The following is a 23,109-nucleotide window of genomic DNA, read 5'->3' as shown; positions in this document are numbered from 1 at the left end:
ATTATGCTAAAGCCTAATGATAAAGCGCCAGATTTTGCACTTCCAAATAATGATGGAGCGGAGATAAGCCTCAAAGATTTTGGACGCAAAACACTTATTGTGTATTTTTATCCCAAAGACAATACGCCGGGCTGCACCTTGGAGGCGAGCGATTTTAGTGCGTTGCTTGATGAATTTATCAAAAAAAATGCTGTCGTGATAGGTATCAGTCCAGATAGCCCAAAATCTCATCAAAACTTTATCCAAAAGCACAATCTCAAGCATATTTTGCTTAGCGATCCTGACAAAAAAGTGGCAAGTTTGTATGGTGCGTTTGGCAAAAAGATGATGTATGGCAAGGAGGTTATGGGGATTATCCGATCAACTTTTGTGATACAAAATGGAATCATTTTGCATGCTTTTTATAATGTTAGAGCCAAAGCCCACGCACAGTTTATACTTGATTTGCTTTAGATTCTCAATGCTACTTTTCATTAAGCCCAGAATGACAAGGTGATAAATGGATTTTGGATTCTAGATTCTAGATTCTAGAATCCAAATCCTCTCTTTTTGCTTCTTTTTGCTTCTTTTTGCTTCTTTTTGCTTCTTTTTGCAGATTGCTTCGTTTAGCTCATTGCGACGCACGAAAAGTGCGACTCACTCGCTAAACTTGCAAAACTACAAAAATAAGCTAAAAATAGAGGATTTCTTTACGCTCCTTTGTGTTTGCATAGATTCTAGATTCTAAATCGTCATTGCGAGGACGGCAGGACGAAGCAAAAGAGAATCTAAACTCATCGTAAATTATCACGCAATCTCACGATTGCTTGCAGTGACACATAATTTTGTCATTTTAACCCAAAGTCCCAAGTATTGTAAAAGGAAAAAATCCAGAATCCAAACTAGAATTGTTTTGGAATCTAAAATCTAGGCTTTAATCTTCCATAAATCACCGAGTTTTTTATCCCAAATTTTAGGAGTAAATTTACCCGTTCCACCCACAGGTGTAAGGGTTAGTTCTCCTGCTATAATTTTTGTGCCTATCGTATATAAATCAACACGCACAAAATCAATGGAATTTGATAGGTATTTTGCAATATTTATCATACCCTCAAGAGTCGCTGGCTTTGGTATCTCATCTGTGCGAACAGGCATATTGTAGCTAAAGACTTGAAAATTCCATTTGTCATCATAAAACCATCGTTTATGGGTATTTGAATAATTAGCATCATCAATTTGTATAAATATATTTTCTCTAAAGCAAAATAATCGATAATTCTCTGGCACTTTCCATTTTCCACCTTTCACTTCACAAAGCATCTCCTCCACAAATACTCTAGGCTCTATATTATCATAATGCCACTCTCTAGTCTTTGTATAATAATTTGTATTTAAATGTTTTTTTAATTTATCCATAGATTCTTGAAATACTTTTTTATTATTTAAAAACTCATCTTTATCTTGCACTAAGACTACTCCTCCACAATCATGATTTGTTTTTAAAACAAAGCTTTGTGGAAGATGTGTAAAATCAATCTCTTCTACATTCTTATAGATTCCATAAATCTTTGGCAAAAACTCACAAGTATTTGTCTCAAAGAGTTTGTCTTGTATATCATCAATAGGCATAAAGAGTAAAGAAAGAGTTGCAGAATCTATGGAATGCAAATTAATAGAATCTAAGGAATTAGAATCTGAAAGATTTGAAACAGAATCTAAATTTTTAGAATCTAAATGATTAGAATAAGAAACAGAATCAAGAGATTGAGAATGCTTAGAATCTAAACTAACAGAATCCAACTTGTGAGTAGCAGAATCTAAACTAAAATCTAAATTTTTAGATTTTAAATGATTAGAAAGATTTGAATAATTTGAATTTAAAGAATCTAAGGAATTAGAATTAAAAGTTGCAGAATCTACTTTATGTAAAGATTCTAAATGATTTGAATAAGAAACAGAATCTGAAAGATTTGAATGCTTAGAATCTAAAGCATTACTTTTGCTCTGCCCCCCCCCCCATAGTATTAATAGATATAGTAGTATTAGACATAGTAGCAGATATGTTTGATGTATGAGATATATTTGCAGTATTTTGAAGCTCTTGCAAACAAGTAGCAATATAGATTCTAGCTTTGAGTTTATCAGCTAATGCACTATATATTGGATTTCTATCATAAAGCATTCTATGCACTATTTTTTCATTAAATGTTTGTGGATTCTTAAAATTAGGAATATAACCAAATATATGCTTATGTCTCATTGTTAAAAATGTTTCATCATCAAGTTTTGCAACTTTTTTTTGTTGATAATTTAAACGCCATGGCAAAATATACTCTGTATAGAATCTATTATGTCGCACTATATTCTTTAATGTATTTGGAATACATCGCTTTATACATTGTTGTAAGTAAAATAGCATAAATGCTCCTTTTAGAATAGAATTAAAGCTCTCAAACTTTAAATCTAAACTTAGACTTTAAACTTAAACTTAAACTTAAATCTAAACTCAAGATTTTTAAACTTAAAATTTGAGATTCTGGATATAGGTGGGTATTGTAGCGTAAATGTGGTTGATAAGAAACTTAAATCATAAAATTTAAATTCTTAGACTTCTGCTTCAAGATTCAAGTATTTTTAAGAATTTTTTAGTTAAAACGCATTTTTAATTTATTATGAAGGAATGCAATGAGTTTAATGATCAATGATGAGTGTATCGCCTGTGATGCTTGCCTTGAGGAGTGTCCAAATGGCGCGATTATGGAGGGAGATCCTATTTATCAAATAGATCCGGATTTTTGCACAGAATGTGTCGGGTATTATGATGAGCCAAGTTGTGTGAGTGTGTGTCCAAAAGATGCCATTGTGCCTGATCCAGACAATGCAGAGACGCTTGAGGAGTTGAAGTATAAATTTGAGCATTTAAGCAAGGGAGAGTAATGTCAAAAATTACTGCTGTAATTGATATTGGCTCAAATTCCGCGAGAATGGCTATTTTTGAGAAAACAAGTCGCTATGGATTCCACTTGATTTATGAGGTAAAATCTAAAGTTCGCATTTCGGAGGGTTGCTATGAAAATGGCGGGTATCTTCAAGAGATTCCGATGCGGCGCGCTATAATGGCGTTGAGGGATTTTAGGCTTATCGCCAAAAAATATGCTGCTAGAAAACTGCTTTGTGTGGCGACTTCAGCCATTCGTGATGCGCCAAACAAAATGGAATTCTTGAGAATGGCGCGCAAACAAAGTGGCATTGACATCAAAGTCATCGACGGAGCGAAAGAAGCGTGGTATGGTGGCATAGCATGCGCAAATCTCTCTCACAACAAAAATGGAATCACCATTGATATTGGCGGAGGAAGCACAGAATGCGCGATCATAAAAGATGGCAGAGTGTATGATCTCATCTCGCTAAAGCTAGGGACTATACGACTCAAAGAGTTATTTTTTGATCATCATAAAGGCTTAGAGGCTGCAAAAGAATTTATCAAAAATGAGTTGAAAAAATTACCTAAACATTTCGTGCATGACAATGTATTTGGGATTGGCGGGACTATTCGTGCGATTGCTAAAATCAATAGCAAACAAACCAAATATCCGATAAAAACGATACATGGCTATGAGATTCTTGTCAAAGAGTGCAAAAACTTTATCCAAATGATTTATAAGACAAAAGAAGAAAGGTTAGAGGAAATCGGCGTGCCTGTGGATAGGCGAGATAATATCAGAAGTGGGGCGTTGATTTTTTGGCTGCTTTTAGAGCATTTTGGCGCCAAAAAAATAACCGCAAGTGGCGTGGGTGTGCGCGAGGGAGTGTTTTTGGCAGATATGTTGCGTGGGCAGAATTTTAGATTTCCAAATGGAATCTACCCTTCACTTATAGCCCTCAAAGATCGATGCAAGGCTCATCAAAAATATCTCAAAAATATCTCAAAGCAATCATTACTACTCTTTGATGTGCTAAAGCCTGCTCATAATCTTGATTACACATGTAGATTCTACTTAAATGTCGTTTCTCAACTTTGTGATATAGGGGTGTTTTTGAATTTTTATGGCAAAAACGATCATGGGGCGTATTTTTTGCTTCATGGCTTGGATTATGGATTCTCGCATACAGATAGGGCTATTGTGTGTTTGCTTGTCGAATATATCAACAAAAGGATTCCCAAAGATGAAACCATAGTCAGTATAAGCGACATTATGCCGCCTATTCAGACATTGCAGTGGCTAAGTTATGTTATTTCGTTGGCGTATGCGCTTGCGGTTACAAATGAGAGTAAAATCCGCTATGTGTATTTTGATAAAACGCTTCAAATCCACACAGACACGCCACTTTATCTCTCCAAAGAACTCACACAGAATCTCACTTCACCTACAAAAATTAATTTGGAGTTTGTGAATTGAGGATTGGGATTGTCCGCTTAAGCTCTCTTGGAGATATTATTGTAAGCGCGACGTTTTTGCCATTTTTGCGCTCATCACTTGGGAGTTGTGAGATTGATTGGATTGTTGATTCATCATTTGAGGGGATTTTGCAAGAGAGCCAAATGCTCGATACGCTTCATAGCTTTCCACTCAAGCAGAATCTTAAATCACATAGATTCTGCTACCTCAAAACCCTTTATTCTCAACTTTCATCTCTAAAGCCCTATGATGTGCTACTTGATATGCAAGGGCTTATCAAATCAGCTTTAATTGGCAAAATAATTCCTAAAAAAGATTTTTTGGGTTTTGGGTTTTTGAGTGCCAAAGAATCATTAAGCGCGCTTGCGTATAATAAAACAATAAAGATTCCATATCAATCTCATATCCTGCAACGCAATGCAAAACTCATAACCTTTGCGCTTGAGCTATGCGGGCAGAATCTACAAAATCCTCAATTCCAAAAAGCCCCAGAATCCAAAGAATTCCTAGATGAAATGCTACATCAAAGGCATAAGGCGTTTGTGGTGCGTGATGAATATAGGCTAGATGCATTACACAAAACAAAGCCAAATGTGCTATTTATCATAGAATCTTCTCTGCCTTCCAAAACCTACTCTGCAAGTAATTTTATAGCCCTTGGCAAAAAAATGCTTCAAGATGATGTGAGGATTTTTATACTTTTTCATAATGATAAAGCCAAAGCACAAAGCATTTATGAGGGGCTTGATGGTGAGGCGGTGATTTTGCCAAAGATGAATTTACTAGAAGTGCGGGGGATAATGCAAGGCATTGATATGGCAATCGGTGGCGATACGGGGATTACGCATTTGGCATGGGCGTTGCAAAGACCTTCAATCACGCTTTATGGCAATACCCCACCACAGAGATTTGCCTTGACATCGCCTATAAATCACTATTTAAGTGGCAATGAGAATCCAAGCTATGATAAAAATGACTTTTCGATTAATCATATCACGCCACAAAGCGTGTATGAGCTATTTTTGGCGATCAAATCCAATCCAAAAGGATATTTTTCGCATTCGCTTGCTTGACTAATTTGCGGAGTTTTTTAATCTTTGCTTCGCCGTCTGTGAAATACCGCTCGTGAGTCTCACAAGCGATGAAATCGATTTTTTCATACAGCTTGTATTCCATGATTTTATCCATAATGTCAAATTCTGCGCCCTCAATATCAAGCTTTAGAAAATAGATTCTGTCAAATTTTGTCAAAATGTGCGTGTTGATGTATTCGACCAAATCAATAACTTGAACTTCATATGATCCATCATCATAAATCGAGTCATTATCGCCACTCTCGCTTATGCGATTGCCTTGAGATGTGCTATCGCTAAGCAAAAATGTAGTCGTGCCATTTTTGTCAGATACTGCGGCTTGGTGGAGGATTATATTTGGGTTGTTTTGGTATTTGGATTCTAAGAAAGAGTGGAGGATTTTATTTGGCTCAAACGCATACACGATACTTCCGCATTCTAAAAGAATATCGCTTATCAATCCAGCATGCACACCACAATCAATACAAACAGGTTTATGAGATTTTACATGAGAATTTGTATCAGAATCTAGAGAATTGAGTGAGCGTGTGTTTGTCGTAGCCCCCCCCCCCAAACACACCTTTTGAAGCTTTATAATAGAGATTATAAAAAATATCGCAATGATGTTTTTGGATATGGGCGTTATGAAGTTTGAGATTAAAGCCACTTAGACCTTTTGGATCGCAGATTGCGTTTTGAATGAGCGGAATACTACTAAGTTGAGCGAGGAATTGTTTGAGGGTTTGGTATTTGCGCCATGGATTGAGGTTAAGCACGCGTTGAGAAAAAAGAATAGTCGTTTTATAATCGCCTTTTTGTCTTTTGATTTTGCGTGTGAGGTATTGGAGAAATGTTTCTTTTTGCATGGGTTTTGTCCTTTTGTGTAAGATTGCGAGATAAATTTGAGATTATAGCATAGTCGGATTGATTTTCTATCCAAGATGCCATTTCTTTTGTAGATTTTGGATTTTGCGTAGATTTTATATAGAATCCACATGAGATTCTGAGATTTTGCATAGATTCTGTATGGAAGTGATTTTGTATGTTAAGGGGTTTTGTCAAAAACTTTCGTTATAATGCCTTGGTGCAAATTTAGAAAATTAGGGGTTAATGTGTCAGGTAAGATTCTGGTTTGGGTTATAGAAGCGTTGGGGAGTGTGTTGGCTATTGTTCCTCATCGAGTCTTTTTGGCGTGTATTGATGCTTTGGCGTGGCTTATGCGCGTTTTGGACAAAAAAAGACGTTATACAGATGCTTTACATAATCTGAATTTTATTTATGGAGATTCTCTAAGTCAAGCGCAAAAACAGCATATTATCAAGCGGTGTTATCGCAATTTTGCATTTGTGATACTTGAGAGCATACGAGTGGCGAAGATCCCTTATGCCACTCATAGCAGACGCTTTGATGTGGTTGATGAGAAATATTTGCTTGATTGTCTTGATAATCAAGGAAGTGCTGTGCTTATTTCCGCGCATTTTGGGTATTGGGAAGCTATGGCGACTTTTTTGCCTCCGCGGTATAGACAATGCCAAATGGCAAGTCTTGGTAGGCTTACAGGCATTGAAAGTGTGGATTCTTTGATTATTTCAAGGCGAGAGCTACAAGGCGTTACATTTATCAATAAATCCGGTGCTTTTCGCCATCTCCTCAAGCTTTATGGGCAAAAAAACGCTTTGGTTGGAATCTTAGTCGATCAAAGCATTTCTGCATCAGAAGGCGAGATTGTAGAATTTATGGACAAAAAAGCAACGCATACAACCATAGCTTCGGTGCTTTCAAGGCGATTTGATGTTGGCATAGTGCCTGTTTTTATCGATATGAATGAGGATTATTCGCGCTTTAAAGTGCAATTTTATCCGCCAATTTTTGCTCCCCATTCATCAGATTCTAAAGCAGACATTAAGTATGCGACACAACTTCAAGCAGATATAACCTCAAAAGTCGTCAAAGAGAATCCTTCAAGCTGGTTTTGGTTTCACAAGCGGTGGAAGGATTTTTATAGAGAGATATATACTTAAAATACAACAAAAAGAGGATTAGAATCTAAAATTATTGCAGATTGAGAATCTTATAAAAATTTTACAGCGTTCAAAAGTTTTTAAGTAAATATCAAATATAATTAAAAATTGTAAAAATGAAAAGGAAGAAGAAATGGAACAAACTCTTTCAATTATTAAGCCTGATGCAGTCAAAAAAAATGTCATTGGAAAAATTATTGAACGTTTTGAATCAAATGGATTAAGGATTGTAGCAATGAAAAAATTGCAGCTTTCAGAATGTGATGCCAAAGCGTTTTATGGAGTGCATAAAGATCGCCCATTTTTTGGCGATTTGGTCGCATTTATGGTGAGCGGTCCTGTTGTGGTTATGGTTTTGGAGGGAGCAAATGCTGTGCTTAAAAATCGCGAATTAATGGGAGCTACAAACCCAAAAGAAGCGGCAGCTGGAACGATCCGCGCTGATTTTGCTGAAAGTATCGATGCAAATGCTGTGCATGGAAGCGATAGCCTTGAAAACGCACAAAAAGAAATAGCTTTTTTCTTTTCTCAAAGAGAAATTTGCTAATTAATGCGCATAGAAGCCCGAAAAATACATTCTTCTCCTAAGCAATTCAGCTTGGAGAAAGATGGCTTGAAGCTAAGTGGAGAAATCAGCGCAAAAAGTGGCAATCTCTTTTATCTTCAAGCGCGTTTGGCAGGTGATTTGAAATTGGTATGCGACAGAAGCGGAGAGGAGTTTTTACAAAAAATTGATGAAGAGTTGGTTTTGTATATTTCAGATGGTATGTGGGATATACAAAGCCAAAACTTTGAAACATTTGATGTTATCGAGTTTTTTGATGGCTTTATTGATTTGGATTATATCTTAGAAAGCGAGATAGAGTCGATTCAATCAGATTATCATATAAAATCTACATAAAGGAGTTTTCATGGCAGTTCCAAAAAGACGCGTAAGCAAAACACGAGCAGCAAAAAGACGAACGCATTACAAAGTCGCTCTTGCTAAACCTATAAAAGACAAAGACGGAAGCTGGAAAATGCCTCATCATATCAATAAATTCAGCGGTTCTTATAAATAATCTCACCTAATATATAAGGATATATATGTTAAAAATAGCAATCGATGTTATGGGCGCAGATAATGGTGTCGCGCCTATTGTTGGTGGTGTTTTGCAAGCACTCAAAACAAAAGAGTTTAAGGCTTTTTTGGTTGGCGATAAGACATTGATTGAACCTTTGGTGAGCAAAGAGTTTTTTCCGCAAATTGAGATTGTGCATTGTGAGGATTTTATCCGTATGCACGAGAGTGCCACGGACGCATTGAAGCGCAAAGAGTCCTCGATTTATGTCGCGACAGATTTAGTGCGTGAAAATAATGCAGACGCGCTTGTATCGCCCGGACATAGTGGCTCTACAATGAGTCTAGCGACTTTGCGATTAGGTAGGATTGAGGGTGTAACGCGACCTGCTATTTGCACGCTTATGCCAACGATCACCCCAAAGCCAAGTATGATTCTTGATGCTGGGGCAAATACTGATTGTAAGCCTGAATATTTGGTTGAATTTGCGATTATGGGTGAAAGCTATGCAAAAAGTGTAATGGGCTATAATGATGTGCGCGTGGGGTTGCTTGCAAATGGTGAGGAGGATTCTAAAGGAAATGAGCTTACCAAAGAAGCATTCAAAATGCTTAAGGCTTATCCATTTTTCAAGGGTAATGTCGAAGGAAGTGATATTTTTAATGGAAGCGTAGATGTTGTTGTTTGTGATGGTTTTAGCGGGAATCTCGTGCTAAAAGCAAGTGAGGGAGTCGCTTCTTCTATTAGCCATATCCTAAAGGGCGAGATCAAATCCTCTATACTAGGAATGTTGGGTGGATTGCTCTTGAAAAAAGCCTTTGCAAACCTCAAAAAGAAAGTGGATTACGCAGAATACGGCGGTGCGCCATTGCTTGGTGTAAATAAAGTCGTCATCATTAGTCATGGCAAATCAAATGCAAGGGCGATTGAAAATGCGCTTTATCAGGCTATCAATGCGATAGAATCTAATGTATGTGATTCAATCGCAAATGCGTTCAAACTGAAAAATCCAAACTAAAATAATTGAGGGACAAAAAGGACAAATATGAATTACGCTTCTTTGCGCTCGATTGCATCATATATTCCGCAAAAATGTATTCCAAATGCGGAGTTTGAAAAAACCCTTGATACAAGCGATGAGTGGATAACTAAGCGCACAGGGATTAAAACCCGCTATTTTGCTTCAGAATCTCAAAAAAGTAGTGATTTGGGAGTAGAAGCTGCAAAACTCGCGCTCCAAAGAGCCAAGCTTAAGCCTAGCGATATTGATATGGTGATTTGCGCGACTTTGAGTCCGGATTTTTTTGCTATGCCATCAAATGCATGCATTATCAGCGCGCAGCTTGGCATTCGTAATAAACCAGCATTTGATATTGTAGCAGCGTGTAGTGGGTTTATTTATTTATTAAGCATTGCAAAAAGCTTCATAGAATCTGGTGCATACCAACATATCCTCATTATAGGTGCTGAAAAAATAAGCAGTGTTTTAGATTTTAGTGATAGAAGCACTTGTGTGCTTTTTGGCGATGGTGCGGGAGCTGCGGTGATCTCTAGCACGACCAAAAAAGCAGAATCTATCATTGATGTCCATATCAGTGCTGATGGTGATTATAAAGATTTGCTAAGGACTTTACGACCGACAGCCTCACGTCCGCCGATATTAGAGATGAGAGGCAACGAAGTTTTTAAGCTTGCTGTAAAAACAATCATTAGCGATGCAGAATCTATTTTGCAAAAAAACAACATCACCGCAGATGATTTAACATATTTTATTCCTCATCAAGCTAATTCTAGAATCCTCTCTGCAGTCGCTAAACATCTCAATCTACCCGATGAAAAAGTCGTGCTTACCGTGCATAAATATGGCAATACCTCAGCAGCAAGCATTCCTATGGCGATTGATGAGGTGTATAATCAAAACAAGCTCAAAAATGGCGACTTAATGCTTTTAGATGCCTTTGGTGGTGGGCTTACTTGGGGATCAGCGCTTCTTTATTTTGGCGGTGAGTAGGGCTGAAGTGAAGTCAAAAGCATTTGCCAAAAATCTCAAGCGCATTATCGCAAGAATCGAAAACGCGCGATTAAGCTATTCCTCACATCAAATCATTAAGCTCATAGCCGTCTCCAAATACCACACTTCAAGCGACATTGAGTGTATGTATGAGGCAGGGCAGAGGGCTTTTGGCGAAAACAAAGTCCAAGATCTCAAATCCAAAACCACAGACCTTGCTACACTGCCTATTGAATGGCATTTTGTTGGCACGCTTCAGAGCAATAAAATCAATACTTTACTCTCTCTTAAACCTTCTTTGGTGCATTCTGTGGATTCTCTTGCGCTTGCACTCGCGCTTGACAAAAAATGCCAAACGCGCGGTATGGTGCAAGATATTTTGTTGCAAGTCAATGCTTCAAAGGAGGATTCTAAGCATGGTTTTGCACTAGAATCTATCAGTGATATATACGCCCAGATTACGCACACTTGCGCAAACCTTCGACTCAAAGGGATTATGACAATCGGCGTAAATGTCGATGACAAAAGGCAAATCGCAAAGTGCTTTGAGCAGACCAAAAAAGCCTTTGACACACTTCAAGGTGCGGAGATTTTGTCAATGGGAATGAGTGGAGATTTTGAATTAGCGATTCAAAACGGAGCAAATATGGTGCGTATAGGCTCTGCACTTTTTGAATAAATACCAGAATCTATATTGCATAGCTCTTTAATATTACATTTAGATGTGCTTAGAATGACAAAGTGGATTCTAGGTTTTGTGTTTTGTCCTTAAGATGATATTTTGTTTAGATTTAAGGGCGTTTTTGCTAGAATCTAAATTTTAGCGCACATTAGACAAGCACGATAAGCTATTAGCAGGCTTTAAGTTTTGCTGGCTTTGGAGTTTGTGGCTTTGAGGTTTTGGGTTATTGTGGGCTTTATCATACAGCTAGGAATGCATATGGATACACTCATTGAGATTTTTAAGCAACATAATGAGATTGAGATTATTGATACACCGCTTGATATTTATTTGGAGATTCCGCATTTGGCGTATCTTGAGGTCAAAAAGCCAAATGGTGGCAAGGCGTTACTTTTCACACGTCCGATAGATTCTAGGAATGGCACATCATTTGACATTCCTGTATTTATGAATATTTTTGGCTCGTTTAAACGTTTGGAGCTTATCGCCACACAAAGCCCAGAATCTATCGCCACACAGATAAAAAATCTCCTTAATCTCGCACCACCAAAAGGCTTGCTATCGATTTTTGCGACCTTGAAAAAATACGCCTCTTTGCGCTTTACACTTCCTCAAATAGTCAAAAATGCTCCTTGTCAAAGCGTGCGCTATATCGGCGATGAGGTGGATTTGTATAGATTTCCTATCCTTACGACTTGGAAGCGTGATGCAGCACCATTTATCACAATGGGGCAGGTTTATACGCAAGATTTAGAAGGCAAGAAAAAAAACTTAGGGCTCTATCGTCTGCAAGTGCATAGCAAAAATGAGCTTGGGTTGCATTGGCAGATACATAAAGATTCTGCGCATTTCTTTCATGAATACAAAAAACACAACAAAAAAATGCCAGTAAGCATAGGGCTAGGCGGTGATGCGCTTTATACTTGGTGCGGGCAGGCACCGCTGCCAAATGGAATCTATGAGCTGATGCTTTATGGGGTTATCAAAAAATCACGTCCAAAAGTCGTCAAATGCATAAATAATGAGCTTAGTGTGCCGGCGGATTGTGATATTGTGATTGAGGGGTTTGTCGATACAAGTGTGCTAAAAGATGAAGGACCATTTGGCGATCATACCGGGTTTTATACACCAATTGAGCCATATCCAGTGCTTCAAGTTACAGCGATTACACAAAAGCAAAACCCAATTTACCCAGCAAGCGTCGTTGGAAAGCCACCATTAGAGGATAAATATATGGGGTATTTGACTGAGCGCGTGTTTTTACCATTGCTCCAAACCACAGCTCATGGATTGCTTGATTATCATATGCCAGAAAATGGGGTGTTTCATAATCTTATCTTTGCCAAAATCGCCCCACAATACCCAGGACATGCCAAGCAGATTATGCATGCATTTTGGGGTGTAGGGCAGATGAGTTTTGTCAAGCACGCGCTATTTTTGGGCGAAGATGCGCCAAGCCTTGAAAACTATCAAGAAGTGCTGACTTATGTTTTGAATCGCTTTAGCACAAAGCGGATTCTCATTAGCGAAGGGGTGTGTGATGCGCTCGATCATTCAAGCCCAAATTATGCGTATGGCGGGAAATTAGGACTTGATGTGAGTGAGGAGCTCCATGAGGCGCAGACTTTTGTGCTATGTAGTGATGATGAGCTGTGTGAAAATCTCAAATCAAAAATGCCACAAGTGCAGATCGTGCGTCAGTATGGTATAGATGCAGAAATTCCTATCGCGATTATTGGGATTGCTAAGCAGGGCAGAGTTTTGGATCATGTAGAGAGGCTTCAGGATATGGCGCAGAATCTAAAAATTGCTATTTTTGTCGATGCGCACAAAAATGATCTTAATAACCCATATATGCTTGTATGGAGGATTGTAAATAATATCGATGCCAAAAGGGATATAAAGATTTTAGATTCTCAAGTGTTTGTTGATGCGACAGACAAAAACAAAGATGATGGGTATTTGCGCCAGTGGCCCTTAGAGACGGATTGCGATATGGAGGTGATAGAAAATCTCATCAAGAAAGGGTTTGAAATCCATGAAGGAATGCTTAAAGCCTTTCATATTTGCAATTCACCACACACTTAGGGGCTGATTACTTTATGTATCGCGTCATCTCAAGTGTTGAGGGGAGCTTTGAGTCAAAAGGATCAAAATTTTTTAGCACACTTTGCCCTTATGCAGAGTTTGATTCTGTGCTTGCTTCATTGAAGGCTCATCACCCAAAGGCTGTGCATTTTGTGTATGCGTATCGGTATAGTAACGAATTTGATCAAATTTGTGAATGTAGCAGTGATGATGGCGAGCCAAAAGGAAGCTCTGGAGTGCCGAGTTTGAATGTTTTGCGGGGCGAGGAGATTGTAGATTCTGGGGTGATTATAGTTCGGTATTTTGGTGGCACGCTTTTGGGTGTGGGCGGGCTTGTGAGGGCTTATACAAAAGCAGTGCAGAGTGCTATCACAAACGCCAAAAATACCCAACTCATCGTGCCATATAGCAAGCAAGATACTTTGCATATCCGATGTGCGTATAGTCAATTTGAGAGACTGAAATTTTTGCTTGAAGCCCATCATCTCACAATCACACATCAAGAGTTTTTATCCGATGTGATTTGGCTTTCTATTCAAGGGATAGGCGAGGATATGGGGGCATTTCAAAATGAATGTAAAAAGAGAAATATTATATTGGATTCTAGAATCTAATTTGCATAGAATCTAAATCCTACTCATCATTGAGCGCAAAGTCGATAAAATTTATTATCGAGTATTTATGATGAGGCGGTGTTTGGGGCTCTTGAGCCTTTATGGTGATAAAAATGATTTTTTTGATTATGCTGTGTGTGGATTGGATTTGTGAGAGTTTTTGGGCTATTGTGTGCTGTGTGGGAAATGGCGTGGCGCAATACACGCAATCATCAACTAAAAAATCGCAATATTCATCATAATAAATCGATGTCGCACTTCGGGCAAGCTCGCAATAAATGAGATTCTCAAAAATGGCTTGAAAATTTGGCTGTGCGGAGATGAAATAAGGTAGAGCAAAATTATAAAAATAAAGTTTTTGGGGCTGATTTGCTGATATATGCGGGACTTTGGCGATGATACCTTCTTCATCAAGGGTTTGGATAAAATGATAGATTCTGTCTTTTGAGATTTTGGTGTGTTGTTTGAGTATGGTGTAAAAATTGTAAATGCTGAATTTTTGCGCTTGATATGAAAGCAAGGAGCAAAAAATATTAAGATCTTGGGAGAATCTAAGTTTTACAATCTCTTGATTGCGCTCAAGCTTTTTAAACTCCGGTAAAAATGGTATTTCAGGGATATTACCCTCTTTGAGGAAGTTTGAAAAAATAGATTCTAGTGAAAGGGATTTTTTGGTGAAAGAGACATATTCTTGAAATGTCAGCGGGAGGATTTTTTGGATTGTGAAAGTTGAGAGGATAGATTCTGGTAAATGCGCTATTTGTGGCGTAATTAAGATGATGTTTGATGTATTTGGTAGAGGGATATTTGGGGAGAAATTATCAATAATGAGAAAATCAAATCGCTTTTCTAAAAAGAGCTTTAAGAGCGTGCTTTGTGCTTCAGCAATGCGGAATCTTATATCAGAGCCATCGATATAAAGCACTTTTTTGGCAGAATTCGCAAGCTCTAAGGCTATGGAGGTTTTGCCACTTCTTGGCGGTCCATACAAGAGGAGTTTTTTGTTTTTGGGCATAGAGGATCGCGGAAATATAGAGAAATTTTTGGTTTTTTCATAAAAAGTGTGCGTGAAGTCGATCATTGATGTTCTTTGTTTTGATTTGAGTAAATCGTAGCGAAAAATATGCAATGCATTGATGAATTGCGATGATGATTTACTTCCTTATTAAAAGGAAATTAAATTATATGATAAGTCCTAAAAAATGGGAAAAGGTATTGACTAATTTTTGATTTTCTTTTATAATTTGCGTTCCGATTTTGGTAGCGTTGTCTTGTGGGCGCGTCTCAATACTATATAGATGTGCCCACTAGTATTTAGTTATGGCTAGCTTTATTGTAGAGAGACACTATGATTTGGCAGCCAAAAAGGCAATGAGTTCTTTAATATATGGAAGGAAGAGTTATGGAAAAAATTAGATTAAAGCTTAAAGCTTATGATCACAGGGTGCTTGATAGGTCTGTGGCTTCGATAGTTGAGGCAGTAAAACGAACAGGTTCAGAGATTTGCGGACCTATTCCGCTACCAACAAAAAGTAGAAAATACACGGTTTTGCGCTCTCCCCATGTCAATAAAGATTCGCGCGAGCAGTTTGAGATCCGCGTGCATTCTCGGATTATTGATATTATTTCTGCGACACCTGATACGGTTGAGGGATTGATGAAGCTTGATTTGGCTCCAGAGGTAGATGTTGAAGTAACTTCAATGGGAAACAAATAGCAACAAAATAATTTATTTCAAGGATAAAAAGTATGGAATTTTTAGTAGAAAAAGTCGGGATGAGTCGGACAATCGGAAATCCTAGTATTCCAGTTACGCTTTTAAGGGTTTTGAATGCCAAAGTGTGTGAAATCAAATCATGCGGGCAAGCCATCGTTGCTTACCCAAAAGGCAAAGTAACAAATAAAAGTATAGTTGGACAACAAAAAAAATACAATCTCAGCAAAGAGTTTAACCGATTTGCTACGATTTCTGTGAGCAATACAGAAGTTGGTGATTTGGATATGTCTAGTTTGGATAGTGCAAAGCGACTTAAAGCGACTTTTAAGACAAAAGGGCGTGGGTTTAGCGGAGCTATGAAACGATGGAATTTTCAAGGTGGTCCTGCAGCGCATGGAAGTAGATTCCACAGGAGATTGGGTTCTATTGGGAATCGTGAGTGGCCAGGACGCGTGCAGCCGGGTAAAAAAATGGCAGGGCATTATGGAAATGAGCAAGTAACAACGCAAGCAGATGTTGTATCTTTTGATAAAGATAGCAATGTATTGGTTGTCAAAGGTTCTGTCGCTGGATACAATGGGGCATACGGCAAAATAAAAATTGTAAAATAAATCCAAAGGGAATCTAAATGAGTAGTGCAATAGTATTAGATAATCAATTTAAAAAAGCAAGTGAAATTGCTTTGCCTAAAAATTATACAGAGATCAAAGAGCATAATCTTTATCTCTATATAAAATCTTATTTGACTTCTTTAAGAGCAAATAACGCAAAAGCAAAAAAAAGAGGTGAAGTAAGTGGCGGAGGCAAAAAGCCATGGTCGCAAAAAGGCGGAGGTCGAGCGAGGGCTGGAAGTATCACTTCTCCTGTATTTGTAGGAGGTGGTGTCTCTCATGGACCAAGCAATAACAGAAACTATGATCTCAAAATCAATAAAAAGCAAAAACGACTTGCCCTTGAATATGCAATCAAACAAAAAGCAGAAAATGGCAAGTTGTATGTGGTTGATTCATTAGCGATTGCGAGTGGCAAAACAAAAGACGCGTTTAATGTGTTTAAAAGCCTTAATGAACGAAGCGTGCTTTTTGTCGCTCAAACCATACAAGACGAAAAGACTTTTTTGGCATATCGCAATATTCAACAATGTTATTTTATTGATTCTAGCGAGATGAATGCGTATTTGGTGGCTGCCTTTCATGCTGTTGTGATTGAAAAAGCCGTTTTTGAGCAGTTTTTAGAATCTGGACATAAGGAGAAATAAATGGCTGATATAACTGATATTAAATCAATTCTTTACACAGAAAAATCCTTATCTCTTCAAGAAAGCGGAGTTCTTGTCGTGCAAACTTCTACAAAAGTAACGAAGAATCAGCTTAAGCAAGTGTTTATTGATTATTTTGGAGTAATACCTCTTCGGATTAATTCTTTGAGACAAGAAGGCAAAGTGAAACGTTTTAAGGGAAGAGTCGGACAACGAAATTCGTATAAGAAATTTTATGTCAAGATTCCAGAAGGCGCGAAGATTGATTCGCTAACTGCGTAAAGGAGAGTTTGATATGGCAATAAAAACATATAAACCATATACCCCAAGTCGAAGGTTTATGAGCAATTTAAGTTCAGATGATATTACGGCAAAAGCAAGTGTAAGAAAACTTCTTGTGAAATTGCCTGTCAAAGCTGGACGCAATAATAATGGCAGAATCACAAGTCGCCATAAAGAAGGAGGCGCAAAAAAGCTCTATCGTATTATTGATTTCAAACGCAATAAATACAATACAGAAGGAAAAGTAAGCGCGATCGAATACGATCCATTTAGAAATTGTCGGATTGCGCTTATCACATACAAAGATGGCGATAAACGTTATATTTTGCGACCAAGTGGATTAAATGTTGGTGATGTTGTGATTGCGGCAGAAGCGGGACTAGACATCAAAACTGGATATGCGATGAAATTAAAAAACATACCAATAGGAACAATTGTCCATAATATCGAAATGCACCCCGGAGCTGGTGGTCAGCTTGCTCGAAGTGCAGGTGCGAGTGCTCAGATTATGGGACGCGAAGGTAAGTATATTATTTTGCGTATGCCAAGTGGTGAAATGCGCTATATTTTAGATGAATGTATGGCGACAATCGGAGTTATTGGTAATGAGGATTTTATCAATATTTCGATAGGAAAAGCTGGACGCAATCGACATTTGGGTGTGCGCCCACAAACTCGAGGAAGCGCGATGAACCCTGTTGATCACCCACATGGTGGTGGTGAAGGTAAAACAGGATCAAGCGGACATCCTGTATCTCCTTGGGGATTACCAGCTAAAGGCTACAAAACAAGACGCAAAAAAGCAAGTGATAGACTCATCATTTCAAGAAAGAAAAAATAAGGAAAATAAATGGCAAGATCAATTAAAAAAGGTCCTTTTATTGACGACCATTTGGCTAAAAAAGTGGCTAAATCTAAGCAGGTAAAAGACAATAAACCAATCAAAACTTGGTCAAGACGAAGCACGATTTTACCAGATATGATTGGTATGACTTTTAATGTTCATAATGGCAGAGTGTTTGTTCCAGTGTATGTAACAGAAAATCATGTAGGGTATAAACTTGGTGAATTTGCCCCGACACGAACATTTAAAGGACACAAAGGCAGTGTTCAAAAGAAAATAGGCAAATAGGGGTTTTCAATGAGTAAAGCATTATTAAGATTTATCAGACTATCACCGACAAAAGCTCGTTTGGTCGCAAGAGAGATTCAAGGTATGAATGCTGAAATAGCTTTGGCAAGTTTGGAATTTACGCCAAATAAAGCAGCACGAGTGATCGCAAAGGTTGTTGCTTCGGCTATTGCAAATGGAGGATATGAGGCAAACAATGTTGTGATTCATTCTTGTAGAGTAGATGCAGGTCCTGTTTTGAGACGATTTATGCCAAGGGCGCGAGGTAGGGCTACACCTATTCGTAAGCCAACATCTCATGTGTTTGTAGAGGTAATGACACAAAGTGAAATTGATGCAAAAAAAGCCTCATCAAAAAGCAAAACCAAAGCTTTGACTCAAAATAAAGCAGAATCTAGTGCAAATGAGACAAGCAAAAAAGCCAATAAGAGCACTAAAGCTCAAAGCACGCAAACTCCTGCAAAAAAACCACAAACAAAAGTGGCAAAAAGTAGTGCAAGCACAACAAAACAAAAAGCGAAAAAAACTGAAGGTGAGGATAAATAGCTATGGGACAAAAAGTTAATCCAATAGGACTCCGATTAGGCATTAATAGAAACTGGACTTCGCGATGGTTTCCAAATACAAAAACTGCACCAACAAATATCATTGAAGATCACAAAATACGCAAATTCCTTAAAAAAGAGCTGTATTATGCTGGGATTAGTGAAATTATTATCGAAAGAGCAGCAGCAAAAGTGAGAGTTACTGTTGTTGCCGCTCGTCCGGGACTCATTATCGGTAAAAAAGGCGCAGACATTGAAAATAAAAGAGAAGCTCTGAAATCTTTGATTAAAAGAGATGTGTCAATCAATATCAAAGAAGTGAAGCGACCGCAAGCTAACGCGCAATTAGCAGCCGAAAATGTGGCGACACAGCTTGAAAAGCGCGTAGCATTTCGTAGAGCGATGAAAAAAGTGATGCAAGCAGCTATGAAGTCTGGAGCAAAGGGTATTAAAGTCAAAGTTTCTGGTCGTTTGGCTGGAGCTGAAATGGCAAGAACTGAATGGTATATGGAAGGCAGAGTTCCTTTGCATACTTTGCGCGCAAAAATTGATTATGGTTTTGCAGAAGCGATCACAACCTATGGGATTATTGGCGTAAAGGTGTGGATCTTTAAGGGTGAAATCCTCCAAAAAGGCATACAGCCTGAAAGAAAAGATGAATCAAATGATTCAAAAGATTCTCGCCCAAAATCTAGAAGAGGGAGATAGTAATTATGTTAATGCCTAAAAAAACAAAATATAGAAAGCAAATGAAGGGTCGAAATCGTGGTAAGGCATTTCGAGGCTCAACTTTAGCGTATGGCAATATCGGAATCAAAGCACTTGAGCTTGGTAGAATAGATTCTCGACAAATCGAAGCGGCAAGAATTGCTTTGACGCGTCATATTAAGAGAGTCGGTAAGGTGTGGATACGCGTCTTTCCTGATAAGCCATTGACAGCAAAACCACTTGAAGTGAGAATGGGTAAAGGAAAGGGTGCTGTGGAAAAATGGGTAATGAATATCAAGCCCGGAAGAGTGATTTATGAGATAACAGGTGTAGATGAAGCCCTAGCTAGAGAGGCGTTGGCTTTAGCCCAAAGTAAATTGCCTTTTAGAACAAAAATTATAACGAGCGAGAGTGAAAATGAAATTTATTGATTTGAAAGATAAAGATTTGAGTGAACTCAAAAAGATGTTGAGCGAGAAAAAGTCGGAGCTTTTTGAATTGCGTTTAAAGCTTAAAACTATGCAATTAACAAATCCAAGTCAAATTGCAATGCTAAGAAAAGATATTGCGCGAATCAATACAGCAATATCTGCCAAAAAGGATTGAGAGTATGAGTCAAGTTCAAACACATAACAGAATTATACAAGGCAAAGTTGTTTCAAAGGCGGGAGATAAAAGTGTTGTTATTTTAGTTGAGCGCAAGGTGGTTCATCCAAAATATCGTAAAATCGTTAAGCGATTTAAAAAATACACAATACATGACGAACAAAATCAAGTCAAGATCGGTGATGTAATCACAGCTATCGAGTGCAAACCTATCTCTAAAAACAAATCTTTTAATCTCAAAGAAATCGTAGCGGTAGGAGTGTGATATGATACAGAGTTTTACAAGATTAAATGTCGCTGACAATAGCGGTGCAAAAGAAATTATGTGTATCAAAGTATTAGGCGGTAGCCATAAAAGATATGCAACGGTAGGTGATGTGATTGTCGCATCTGTAAAAAAAGCCATTCCAAATGGTAAGGTCAAAAAAGCGCAAGTTGTCAAAGCTGTTATCGTCCGAACGACAAAAGAAGTTCATCGTGCAAATGGCTCTTTGATCCGCTTTGATGATAATGCGGCTGTGATTTTGGATTCCAAAAAAGAGCCAATTGGCACGCGGATTTTTGGTCCTGTAAGTAGAGAAGTGCGATATGCAAACTTTATGAAAATAGTATCGTTAGCTCCGGAGGTATTGTAGTGGTAAAGTATAAAATTAAAAAAGGCGATATGGTCAAAGTTATCGCTGGTGATGATAAAGGAAAGGTTGGAAAGGTGCTATCAGTGTTTCCTAAAAAAGCCCAAGTGATTGTGGAAGGTTGCAAGGTTGCAAAAAAAGCAATTAAACCCACTGATGAAAATAAAAAAGGTGGATTTATTAATAAAGAAAAACCTATCCATATTTCAAATATTAAGAAAGAGGGAGAGTAGTTTATGTTTGCACTGAAAGCTAAATACAAAAATGAAATTAAAGAGCAGTTGAAAAAAGAGCTTAATATTACTAATCCTATGCTTTTGCCAAAACTTGAAAAAATCGTCGTAAGTGTTGGGGCTGGTGATTATGCAAAAGATTCTAAAATCATGCAAAATATTGCTGATACGATTTCTTTGATCGCTGGGCAAAAAGCTATTATCACAAAAGCCAAAAAATCTGTGGCAGGCTTTAAGATGAGAGAAGGAATGCCTATGGGTGTTAAAGTAACGCTTCGAGGCAATCAAATGTATAACTTTCTTGAAAAGCTTATTGTGATTTCGCTTCCAAGAGTGAAAGACTTTAGGGGTGTATCTCGAAATGGTTTTGATGGGAGAGGAAATTATAGTTTTGGGCTTAATGAGCAACTAATGTTTCCAGAGGTTGTTTATGATGATATTATGGTAACTCATGGTATGAATATCACGATTGTTACATCAGCCAAAGAGGATAAGCAAGCATATAAGCTTCTGGAATTATTTGGCATACCATTTTCAAAAGGACGATAATTATGGCTAAAAAATCAATGATTGCTAAGACAAATAGAAAAGCAAAATTTAGTGCTAGAGCTTATACGAGATGTAGAGTGTGCGGGAGACCACATTCTGTATATCGTGATTTTGGTTTGTGTAGAGTGTGCCTTAGGAAGATGGGCAATGAAGGATTAATTCCGGGTTTAAGAAAAGCAAGTTGGTAAGGATTAAAGTATGGTAAATGATATTATTGCAGATTCTTTGACAAGACTTCGAAATGCTTCAATGAGAAGACTTGAATCAACAACATTGTATTATGCAAAGATTGTTGTCTCTATTTTGGAAGTGTTTAAATCAAAAGGTTTTATTAAAGAATATAGTGTAAAAGATGAAAATGGCAAACAATCTATTTTGGTGCAATTAGCATATGATGAACGCGGAAAATCGGTTATCAATGAAATCAAAAGAATCAGTAAGCCGGGTCGCCGTGTGTATAAAGGTCGTTCAGAGCTCAAGCGATTTAAAAATGGCTATGGGATTATTGTTGTAAGCACAAGTAGGGGCGTGATCGCCAACGAAGAAGCGTATAAAGCCAATGTTGGTGGCGAAGCTTTGTGCAGTATTTGGTAGGAGAATGATATGTCAAGAATTGGAAAAAAACCTATTAGCATTCCAGATTCTATTCAAGTGAATCTCGAAGGAAGCAAAATTGTGTTTAAGGGTTCTAAGGCTACAAAAGAGTTAGAAACTTATAATCGTGTCAAGATTGAGATCAAGGATAAGGAATTAATCTTTACCTCCATAGATTCTGAACCTCAATCAAGAGCGTTTTGGGGGACTTATAGAGCTTTGGCTTATAATATTGTTGTCGGTTTGACTTCAGGCTTTAGCAAGACATTGGAGATTAATGGTGTCGGGTATAAAGCAAATGTTGCAGGAAATGTATTAGAGCTTGCCTTGGGCTTTTCTCACCCTATAAAATACACAATACCAAAAGATGTCGAGATGAGTGTTGATAAAAATCAAATCATCATCAAAGGTAATGACAAGCAGCAAATCGGTCAAATCGCAGCGGAGATTCGAGAATTTAGACCGCCAGAACCATACAAAGGTAAGGGGATAAAATATCTTGATGAAATCATCATACGCAAAGCTGGAAAAACAGCTAAGAAGTAATAGGGGTTAAATATGACGACAAAAGTTTTGGAATTAAAAAAGAAATTAAGACTCAAAAGAAAAATGCGCATCAAAAGCAGAATCAGCGGAAATGCGCAATGTCCTCGAATAAGTATTTTTCGCTCTAATAAGTATTTTTACGCTCAAGCTATTGATGACACGACACATACAACGATCGCTTGTGTAGATGGCAAAAAACTCAAACTTGGCAACAACAAAGAGAATGCAAAAGAGATTGCAAAAATATTTGCAAAAGCATTGAATGAAAAAGGTATCTCTCAAGCTATATTTGACAGAAATGGATATTTATATCATGGAGTTGTAGCGACATTTGCTGATTCGCTAAGAGAAAATGGAATAAAACTATAAGGGGAAAAT

At 37.8% G+C, this 23,109-nt stretch carries 35 protein-coding genes and 1 pseudogene; 31 read left to right on the top strand and 5 right to left on the bottom strand.

Annotated elements, in window-relative coordinates; all coding sequences use genetic code 11:
• Window positions 1–3: 3 nt before the first annotated feature.
• A complete protein-coding gene (locus DY109_RS00305; protein ID WP_023946291.1) occupies window positions 4–453 on the top strand; it encodes a peroxiredoxin in 450 nt (149 codons plus the stop codon).
• 453 nt (window positions 454–906) lie between these two features.
• On the opposite strand, the gene DY109_RS00300 is transcribed toward DY109_RS00305, so the two are convergent.
• Window positions 907–1,608 (bottom strand): ATP-grasp fold amidoligase family protein, encoded by a 702-nt coding sequence (locus DY109_RS00300; protein WP_115737867.1) that lies wholly within the window; start codon window positions 1,606–1,608, stop codon window positions 907–909.
• 364 nt (window positions 1,609–1,972) lie between these two features.
• Window positions 1,973–2,398 carry a hypothetical protein gene (locus tag DY109_RS00295; protein WP_235148491.1) on the bottom strand — a complete coding sequence of 142 codons (426 nt, stop codon included), beginning with the start codon at window positions 2,396–2,398 and terminating at the stop codon, window positions 1,973–1,975.
• A gap of 266 nt (window positions 2,399–2,664) precedes the next feature.
• Between DY109_RS00295 and DY109_RS00290 the strand changes: the two genes are divergently transcribed.
• Genes DY109_RS00290 through waaC form a run of 3 tightly spaced genes read left to right on the top strand, consistent with a single transcriptional unit; the run spans window position 2,665 to window position 5,452 of the window.
• On the top strand, window positions 2,665–2,916 hold the full coding sequence (locus tag DY109_RS00290; protein ID WP_034549609.1) for a YfhL family 4Fe-4S dicluster ferredoxin: 252 nt from the start codon (window positions 2,665–2,667) through the stop codon (window positions 2,914–2,916).
• A complete protein-coding gene (locus tag DY109_RS00285; RefSeq protein WP_023948106.1) occupies window positions 2,916–4,379 on the top strand; it encodes a Ppx/GppA phosphatase family protein in 1,464 nt (487 codons plus the stop codon). Before DY109_RS00290 ends, DY109_RS00285 begins: the two co-directional genes overlap by 1 nt.
• Complete coding sequence (waaC, locus tag DY109_RS00280; RefSeq protein WP_023948104.1) at window positions 4,376–5,452, top strand: lipopolysaccharide heptosyltransferase I; 1,077 nt, start codon at window positions 4,376–4,378, stop codon at window positions 5,450–5,452. The genes DY109_RS00285 and waaC overlap by 4 nt, the downstream gene beginning before the upstream one ends.
• Here waaC and DY109_RS00275 read toward each other — a convergent pair.
• Together DY109_RS00275 and DY109_RS11210 are read right to left on the bottom strand one after the other, a co-directional pair.
• Window positions 5,409–6,026 carry an FkbM family methyltransferase gene (locus DY109_RS00275; RefSeq protein WP_181461836.1) on the bottom strand — a complete coding sequence of 206 codons (618 nt, stop codon included), beginning with the start codon at window positions 6,024–6,026 and terminating at the stop codon, window positions 5,409–5,411. The genes waaC and DY109_RS00275 overlap by 44 nt on opposite strands.
• Window positions 5,974–6,318 (bottom strand): hypothetical protein, encoded by a 345-nt coding sequence (locus DY109_RS11210; protein WP_181461835.1) that lies wholly within the window; start codon window positions 6,316–6,318, stop codon window positions 5,974–5,976. The genes DY109_RS00275 and DY109_RS11210 overlap by 53 nt, the downstream gene beginning before the upstream one ends.
• Window positions 6,319–6,564: 246 nt before the next feature.
• On the opposite strand from DY109_RS11210, the gene DY109_RS00265 reads away from it, so the two are divergent.
• From DY109_RS00265 to DY109_RS00225, 9 genes are all read left to right on the top strand, one after another.
• Window positions 6,565–7,473, top strand: coding sequence for a lipid A biosynthesis lauroyl acyltransferase (locus tag DY109_RS00265; RefSeq protein WP_023948098.1), 909 nt, complete (start codon window positions 6,565–6,567; stop codon window positions 7,471–7,473).
• A 133-nt stretch (window positions 7,474–7,606) separates the two neighbouring features.
• A complete protein-coding gene (gene ndk / locus DY109_RS00260; protein ID WP_023948096.1) occupies window positions 7,607–8,020 on the top strand; it encodes a nucleoside-diphosphate kinase in 414 nt (137 codons plus the stop codon).
• A 3-nt stretch (window positions 8,021–8,023) separates the two neighbouring features.
• Entirely contained in the window at window positions 8,024–8,374 is a 351-nt protein-coding gene (locus DY109_RS00255; RefSeq protein ID WP_023948094.1) for a DUF177 domain-containing protein, read from the top strand.
• A gap of 10 nt (window positions 8,375–8,384) precedes the next feature.
• Window positions 8,385–8,534, top strand: a complete 150-nt coding sequence (rpmF, locus tag DY109_RS00250; RefSeq protein WP_023948092.1) for a 50S ribosomal protein L32 — start codon at window positions 8,385–8,387, stop codon at window positions 8,532–8,534.
• Window positions 8,535–8,559: 25 nt separating this feature from the next.
• Window positions 8,560–9,552: a phosphate acyltransferase PlsX gene (plsX, locus tag DY109_RS00245; RefSeq protein ID WP_023948090.1), complete on the top strand. Its 993-nt coding sequence runs from the start codon at window positions 8,560–8,562 to the stop codon at window positions 9,550–9,552.
• A 27-nt stretch (window positions 9,553–9,579) separates the two neighbouring features.
• A complete protein-coding gene (locus DY109_RS00240; RefSeq protein ID WP_023948088.1) occupies window positions 9,580–10,545 on the top strand; it encodes a beta-ketoacyl-ACP synthase III in 966 nt (321 codons plus the stop codon).
• Complete coding sequence (locus DY109_RS00235) at window positions 10,487–11,224, top strand: YggS family pyridoxal phosphate-dependent enzyme (RefSeq protein WP_081714896.1); 738 nt, start codon at window positions 10,487–10,489, stop codon at window positions 11,222–11,224. The genes DY109_RS00240 and DY109_RS00235 overlap by 59 nt, the downstream gene beginning before the upstream one ends.
• A 261-nt stretch (window positions 11,225–11,485) precedes the next feature.
• Window positions 11,486–13,315 carry a menaquinone biosynthesis decarboxylase gene (locus DY109_RS00230; RefSeq protein WP_342352884.1) on the top strand — a complete coding sequence of 610 codons (1,830 nt, stop codon included), beginning with the start codon at window positions 11,486–11,488 and terminating at the stop codon, window positions 13,313–13,315.
• 14 nt (window positions 13,316–13,329) lie between these two features.
• On the top strand, window positions 13,330–13,929 hold the full coding sequence (locus DY109_RS00225; protein WP_023948082.1) for a YigZ family protein: 600 nt from the start codon (window positions 13,330–13,332) through the stop codon (window positions 13,927–13,929).
• A 19-nt stretch (window positions 13,930–13,948) separates the two neighbouring features.
• Here the strand turns inward: DY109_RS00225 and DY109_RS00220 are convergent, their stop codons facing one another.
• Entirely contained in the window at window positions 13,949–15,010 is a 1,062-nt protein-coding gene (locus DY109_RS00220) for an AAA family ATPase (RefSeq protein WP_023948080.1), read from the bottom strand.
• Between the two features lie 321 nt (window positions 15,011–15,331).
• Between DY109_RS00220 and rpsJ the strand changes: the two genes are divergently transcribed.
• From rpsJ to rplR, 18 genes and pseudogenes are all read left to right on the top strand, one after another.
• Window positions 15,332–15,646 (top strand): 30S ribosomal protein S10, encoded by a 315-nt coding sequence (gene rpsJ, locus DY109_RS00215; RefSeq protein ID WP_023948078.1) that lies wholly within the window; start codon window positions 15,332–15,334, stop codon window positions 15,644–15,646.
• A gap of 32 nt (window positions 15,647–15,678) precedes the next feature.
• Entirely contained in the window at window positions 15,679–16,257 is a 579-nt protein-coding gene (gene rplC / locus DY109_RS00210) for a 50S ribosomal protein L3 (RefSeq protein ID WP_023948076.1), read from the top strand.
• A 17-nt stretch (window positions 16,258–16,274) separates the two neighbouring features.
• Window positions 16,275–16,904 carry a 50S ribosomal protein L4 gene (gene rplD / locus DY109_RS00205; protein ID WP_023948074.1) on the top strand — a complete coding sequence of 210 codons (630 nt, stop codon included), beginning with the start codon at window positions 16,275–16,277 and terminating at the stop codon, window positions 16,902–16,904.
• A complete protein-coding gene (locus DY109_RS00200; protein ID WP_023948072.1) occupies window positions 16,905–17,186 on the top strand; it encodes a 50S ribosomal protein L23 in 282 nt (93 codons plus the stop codon). It begins immediately after the preceding gene.
• Window positions 17,187–17,199: 13 nt separating this feature from the next.
• On the top strand, window positions 17,200–18,027 hold the full coding sequence (rplB, locus tag DY109_RS00195; protein WP_023948070.1) for a 50S ribosomal protein L2: 828 nt from the start codon (window positions 17,200–17,202) through the stop codon (window positions 18,025–18,027).
• 9 nt (window positions 18,028–18,036) lie between these two features.
• Window positions 18,037–18,318 (top strand): 30S ribosomal protein S19, encoded by a 282-nt coding sequence (rpsS, locus tag DY109_RS00190; protein ID WP_023948068.1) that lies wholly within the window; start codon window positions 18,037–18,039, stop codon window positions 18,316–18,318.
• Between the two features lie 9 nt (window positions 18,319–18,327).
• Window positions 18,328–18,687: pseudogene (gene rplV, locus DY109_RS00185) on the top strand (50S ribosomal protein L22); the annotation flags it as partial.
• A gap of 179 nt (window positions 18,688–18,866) precedes the next feature.
• Window positions 18,867–19,571 carry a 30S ribosomal protein S3 gene (gene rpsC, locus DY109_RS00180; RefSeq protein WP_023948064.1) on the top strand — a complete coding sequence of 235 codons (705 nt, stop codon included), beginning with the start codon at window positions 18,867–18,869 and terminating at the stop codon, window positions 19,569–19,571.
• 5 nt (window positions 19,572–19,576) lie between these two features.
• Window positions 19,577–20,002, top strand: coding sequence for a 50S ribosomal protein L16 (gene rplP / locus DY109_RS00175; protein ID WP_023948062.1), 426 nt, complete (start codon window positions 19,577–19,579; stop codon window positions 20,000–20,002).
• Window positions 19,989–20,177, top strand: coding sequence for a 50S ribosomal protein L29 (rpmC, locus tag DY109_RS00170; protein WP_034549602.1), 189 nt, complete (start codon window positions 19,989–19,991; stop codon window positions 20,175–20,177). Before rplP ends, rpmC begins: the two co-directional genes overlap by 14 nt.
• Before the next feature lie 4 nt (window positions 20,178–20,181).
• Window positions 20,182–20,442, top strand: coding sequence for a 30S ribosomal protein S17 (gene rpsQ, locus DY109_RS00165; protein WP_023948058.1), 261 nt, complete (start codon window positions 20,182–20,184; stop codon window positions 20,440–20,442).
• Between the two features lies 1 nt (window position 20,443).
• Complete coding sequence (gene rplN, locus DY109_RS00160; protein ID WP_023948056.1) at window positions 20,444–20,812, top strand: 50S ribosomal protein L14; 369 nt, start codon at window positions 20,444–20,446, stop codon at window positions 20,810–20,812.
• Window positions 20,812–21,042: a 50S ribosomal protein L24 gene (rplX, locus tag DY109_RS00155; RefSeq protein WP_081714895.1), complete on the top strand. Its 231-nt coding sequence runs from the start codon at window positions 20,812–20,814 to the stop codon at window positions 21,040–21,042. The genes rplN and rplX overlap by 1 nt, the downstream gene beginning before the upstream one ends.
• A 3-nt stretch (window positions 21,043–21,045) precedes the next feature.
• Window positions 21,046–21,591, top strand: coding sequence for a 50S ribosomal protein L5 (rplE, locus tag DY109_RS00150; RefSeq protein WP_023948052.1), 546 nt, complete (start codon window positions 21,046–21,048; stop codon window positions 21,589–21,591).
• A gap of 2 nt (window positions 21,592–21,593) precedes the next feature.
• Window positions 21,594–21,779, top strand: a complete 186-nt coding sequence (locus DY109_RS00145; protein WP_034549599.1) for a type Z 30S ribosomal protein S14 — start codon at window positions 21,594–21,596, stop codon at window positions 21,777–21,779.
• Between the two features lie 10 nt (window positions 21,780–21,789).
• A complete protein-coding gene (rpsH, locus tag DY109_RS00140; RefSeq protein WP_023948048.1) occupies window positions 21,790–22,185 on the top strand; it encodes a 30S ribosomal protein S8 in 396 nt (131 codons plus the stop codon).
• Between the two features lie 9 nt (window positions 22,186–22,194).
• The gene (rplF, locus tag DY109_RS00135) at window positions 22,195–22,731 is read left to right on the top strand and encodes a 50S ribosomal protein L6 (RefSeq protein ID WP_023948046.1); all 537 of its coding nucleotides are present in this window, start codon (window positions 22,195–22,197) and stop codon (window positions 22,729–22,731) included.
• 12 nt (window positions 22,732–22,743) lie between these two features.
• Window positions 22,744–23,100, top strand: a complete 357-nt coding sequence (gene rplR, locus DY109_RS00130) for a 50S ribosomal protein L18 (protein WP_023948044.1) — start codon at window positions 22,744–22,746, stop codon at window positions 23,098–23,100.
• Window positions 23,101–23,109: the final 9 nt, after the last annotated feature.

Source organism: Helicobacter fennelliae, assembly GCF_900451005.1.
In the GTDB taxonomy this organism is placed as follows: Bacteria; Campylobacterota; Campylobacteria; order Campylobacterales; family Helicobacteraceae; genus Helicobacter_B; species Helicobacter_B fennelliae.
This window is presented reverse-complemented; position numbering and strand designations above follow the sequence as displayed.

What these genes read in the sequence shown, in the direction of transcription:
- DY109_RS00255 (WP_023948094.1), top strand. Translation starts at nt 8,024, where the DNA reads ATGCGCATAGAAGCCCGAAAAATACATTCTTCTCCTAAGCAATTCAGC.
- rpsS (WP_023948068.1), top strand. Translation starts at nt 18,037, where the DNA reads ATGGCAAGATCAATTAAAAAAGGTCCTTTTATTGACGACCATTTGGCT.
- rpsQ (WP_023948058.1), top strand. Translation starts at nt 20,182, where the DNA reads ATGAGTCAAGTTCAAACACATAACAGAATTATACAAGGCAAAGTTGTT.
- DY109_RS00145 (WP_034549599.1), top strand. Translation starts at nt 21,594, where the DNA reads ATGGCTAAAAAATCAATGATTGCTAAGACAAATAGAAAAGCAAAATTT.
- rpsJ (WP_023948078.1), top strand. Translation starts at nt 15,332, where the DNA reads ATGGAAAAAATTAGATTAAAGCTTAAAGCTTATGATCACAGGGTGCTT.
- DY109_RS00230 (WP_342352884.1), top strand. Translation starts at nt 11,486, where the DNA reads ATGGATACACTCATTGAGATTTTTAAGCAACATAATGAGATTGAGATT.
- rpmF (WP_023948092.1), top strand. Translation starts at nt 8,385, where the DNA reads ATGGCAGTTCCAAAAAGACGCGTAAGCAAAACACGAGCAGCAAAAAGA.
- DY109_RS11210 (WP_181461835.1), bottom strand. Translation starts at nt 6,318, where the DNA reads ATGCAAAAAGAAACATTTCTCCAATACCTCACACGCAAAATCAAAAGA.
- rplB (WP_023948070.1), top strand. Translation starts at nt 17,200, where the DNA reads ATGGCAATAAAAACATATAAACCATATACCCCAAGTCGAAGGTTTATG.
- DY109_RS00200 (WP_023948072.1), top strand. Translation starts at nt 16,905, where the DNA reads ATGGCTGATATAACTGATATTAAATCAATTCTTTACACAGAAAAATCC.
- rplF (WP_023948046.1), top strand. Translation starts at nt 22,195, where the DNA reads ATGTCAAGAATTGGAAAAAAACCTATTAGCATTCCAGATTCTATTCAA.
- rpsC (WP_023948064.1), top strand. Translation starts at nt 18,867, where the DNA reads ATGGGACAAAAAGTTAATCCAATAGGACTCCGATTAGGCATTAATAGA.
- ndk (WP_023948096.1), top strand. Translation starts at nt 7,607, where the DNA reads ATGGAACAAACTCTTTCAATTATTAAGCCTGATGCAGTCAAAAAAAAT.
- rplN (WP_023948056.1), top strand. Translation starts at nt 20,444, where the DNA reads ATGATACAGAGTTTTACAAGATTAAATGTCGCTGACAATAGCGGTGCA.
- rplC (WP_023948076.1), top strand. Translation starts at nt 15,679, where the DNA reads ATGGAATTTTTAGTAGAAAAAGTCGGGATGAGTCGGACAATCGGAAAT.
- rplE (WP_023948052.1), top strand. Translation starts at nt 21,046, where the DNA reads ATGTTTGCACTGAAAGCTAAATACAAAAATGAAATTAAAGAGCAGTTG.
- rplD (WP_023948074.1), top strand. Translation starts at nt 16,275, where the DNA reads ATGAGTAGTGCAATAGTATTAGATAATCAATTTAAAAAAGCAAGTGAA.
- DY109_RS00240 (WP_023948088.1), top strand. Translation starts at nt 9,580, where the DNA reads ATGAATTACGCTTCTTTGCGCTCGATTGCATCATATATTCCGCAAAAA.
- DY109_RS00235 (WP_081714896.1), top strand. Translation starts at nt 10,487, where the DNA reads ATGCCTTTGGTGGTGGGCTTACTTGGGGATCAGCGCTTCTTTATTTTG.
- DY109_RS00290 (WP_034549609.1), top strand. Translation starts at nt 2,665, where the DNA reads ATGAGTTTAATGATCAATGATGAGTGTATCGCCTGTGATGCTTGCCTT.
- rpmC (WP_034549602.1), top strand. Translation starts at nt 19,989, where the DNA reads ATGAAATTTATTGATTTGAAAGATAAAGATTTGAGTGAACTCAAAAAG.
- rplR (WP_023948044.1), top strand. Translation starts at nt 22,744, where the DNA reads ATGACGACAAAAGTTTTGGAATTAAAAAAGAAATTAAGACTCAAAAGA.
- rplP (WP_023948062.1), top strand. Translation starts at nt 19,577, where the DNA reads ATGTTAATGCCTAAAAAAACAAAATATAGAAAGCAAATGAAGGGTCGA.
- DY109_RS00305 (WP_023946291.1), top strand. Translation starts at nt 4, where the DNA reads ATGCTAAAGCCTAATGATAAAGCGCCAGATTTTGCACTTCCAAATAAT.
- DY109_RS00295 (WP_235148491.1), bottom strand. Translation starts at nt 2,398, where the DNA reads ATGCTATTTTACTTACAACAATGTATAAAGCGATGTATTCCAAATACA.
- rpsH (WP_023948048.1), top strand. Translation starts at nt 21,790, where the DNA reads ATGGTAAATGATATTATTGCAGATTCTTTGACAAGACTTCGAAATGCT.
- DY109_RS00300 (WP_115737867.1), bottom strand. Translation starts at nt 1,608, where the DNA reads ATGCCTATTGATGATATACAAGACAAACTCTTTGAGACAAATACTTGT.
- DY109_RS00225 (WP_023948082.1), top strand. Translation starts at nt 13,330, where the DNA reads ATGTATCGCGTCATCTCAAGTGTTGAGGGGAGCTTTGAGTCAAAAGGA.
- DY109_RS00220 (WP_023948080.1), bottom strand. Translation starts at nt 15,010, where the DNA reads ATGATCGACTTCACGCACACTTTTTATGAAAAAACCAAAAATTTCTCT.
- plsX (WP_023948090.1), top strand. Translation starts at nt 8,560, where the DNA reads ATGTTAAAAATAGCAATCGATGTTATGGGCGCAGATAATGGTGTCGCG.
- DY109_RS00285 (WP_023948106.1), top strand. Translation starts at nt 2,916, where the DNA reads ATGTCAAAAATTACTGCTGTAATTGATATTGGCTCAAATTCCGCGAGA.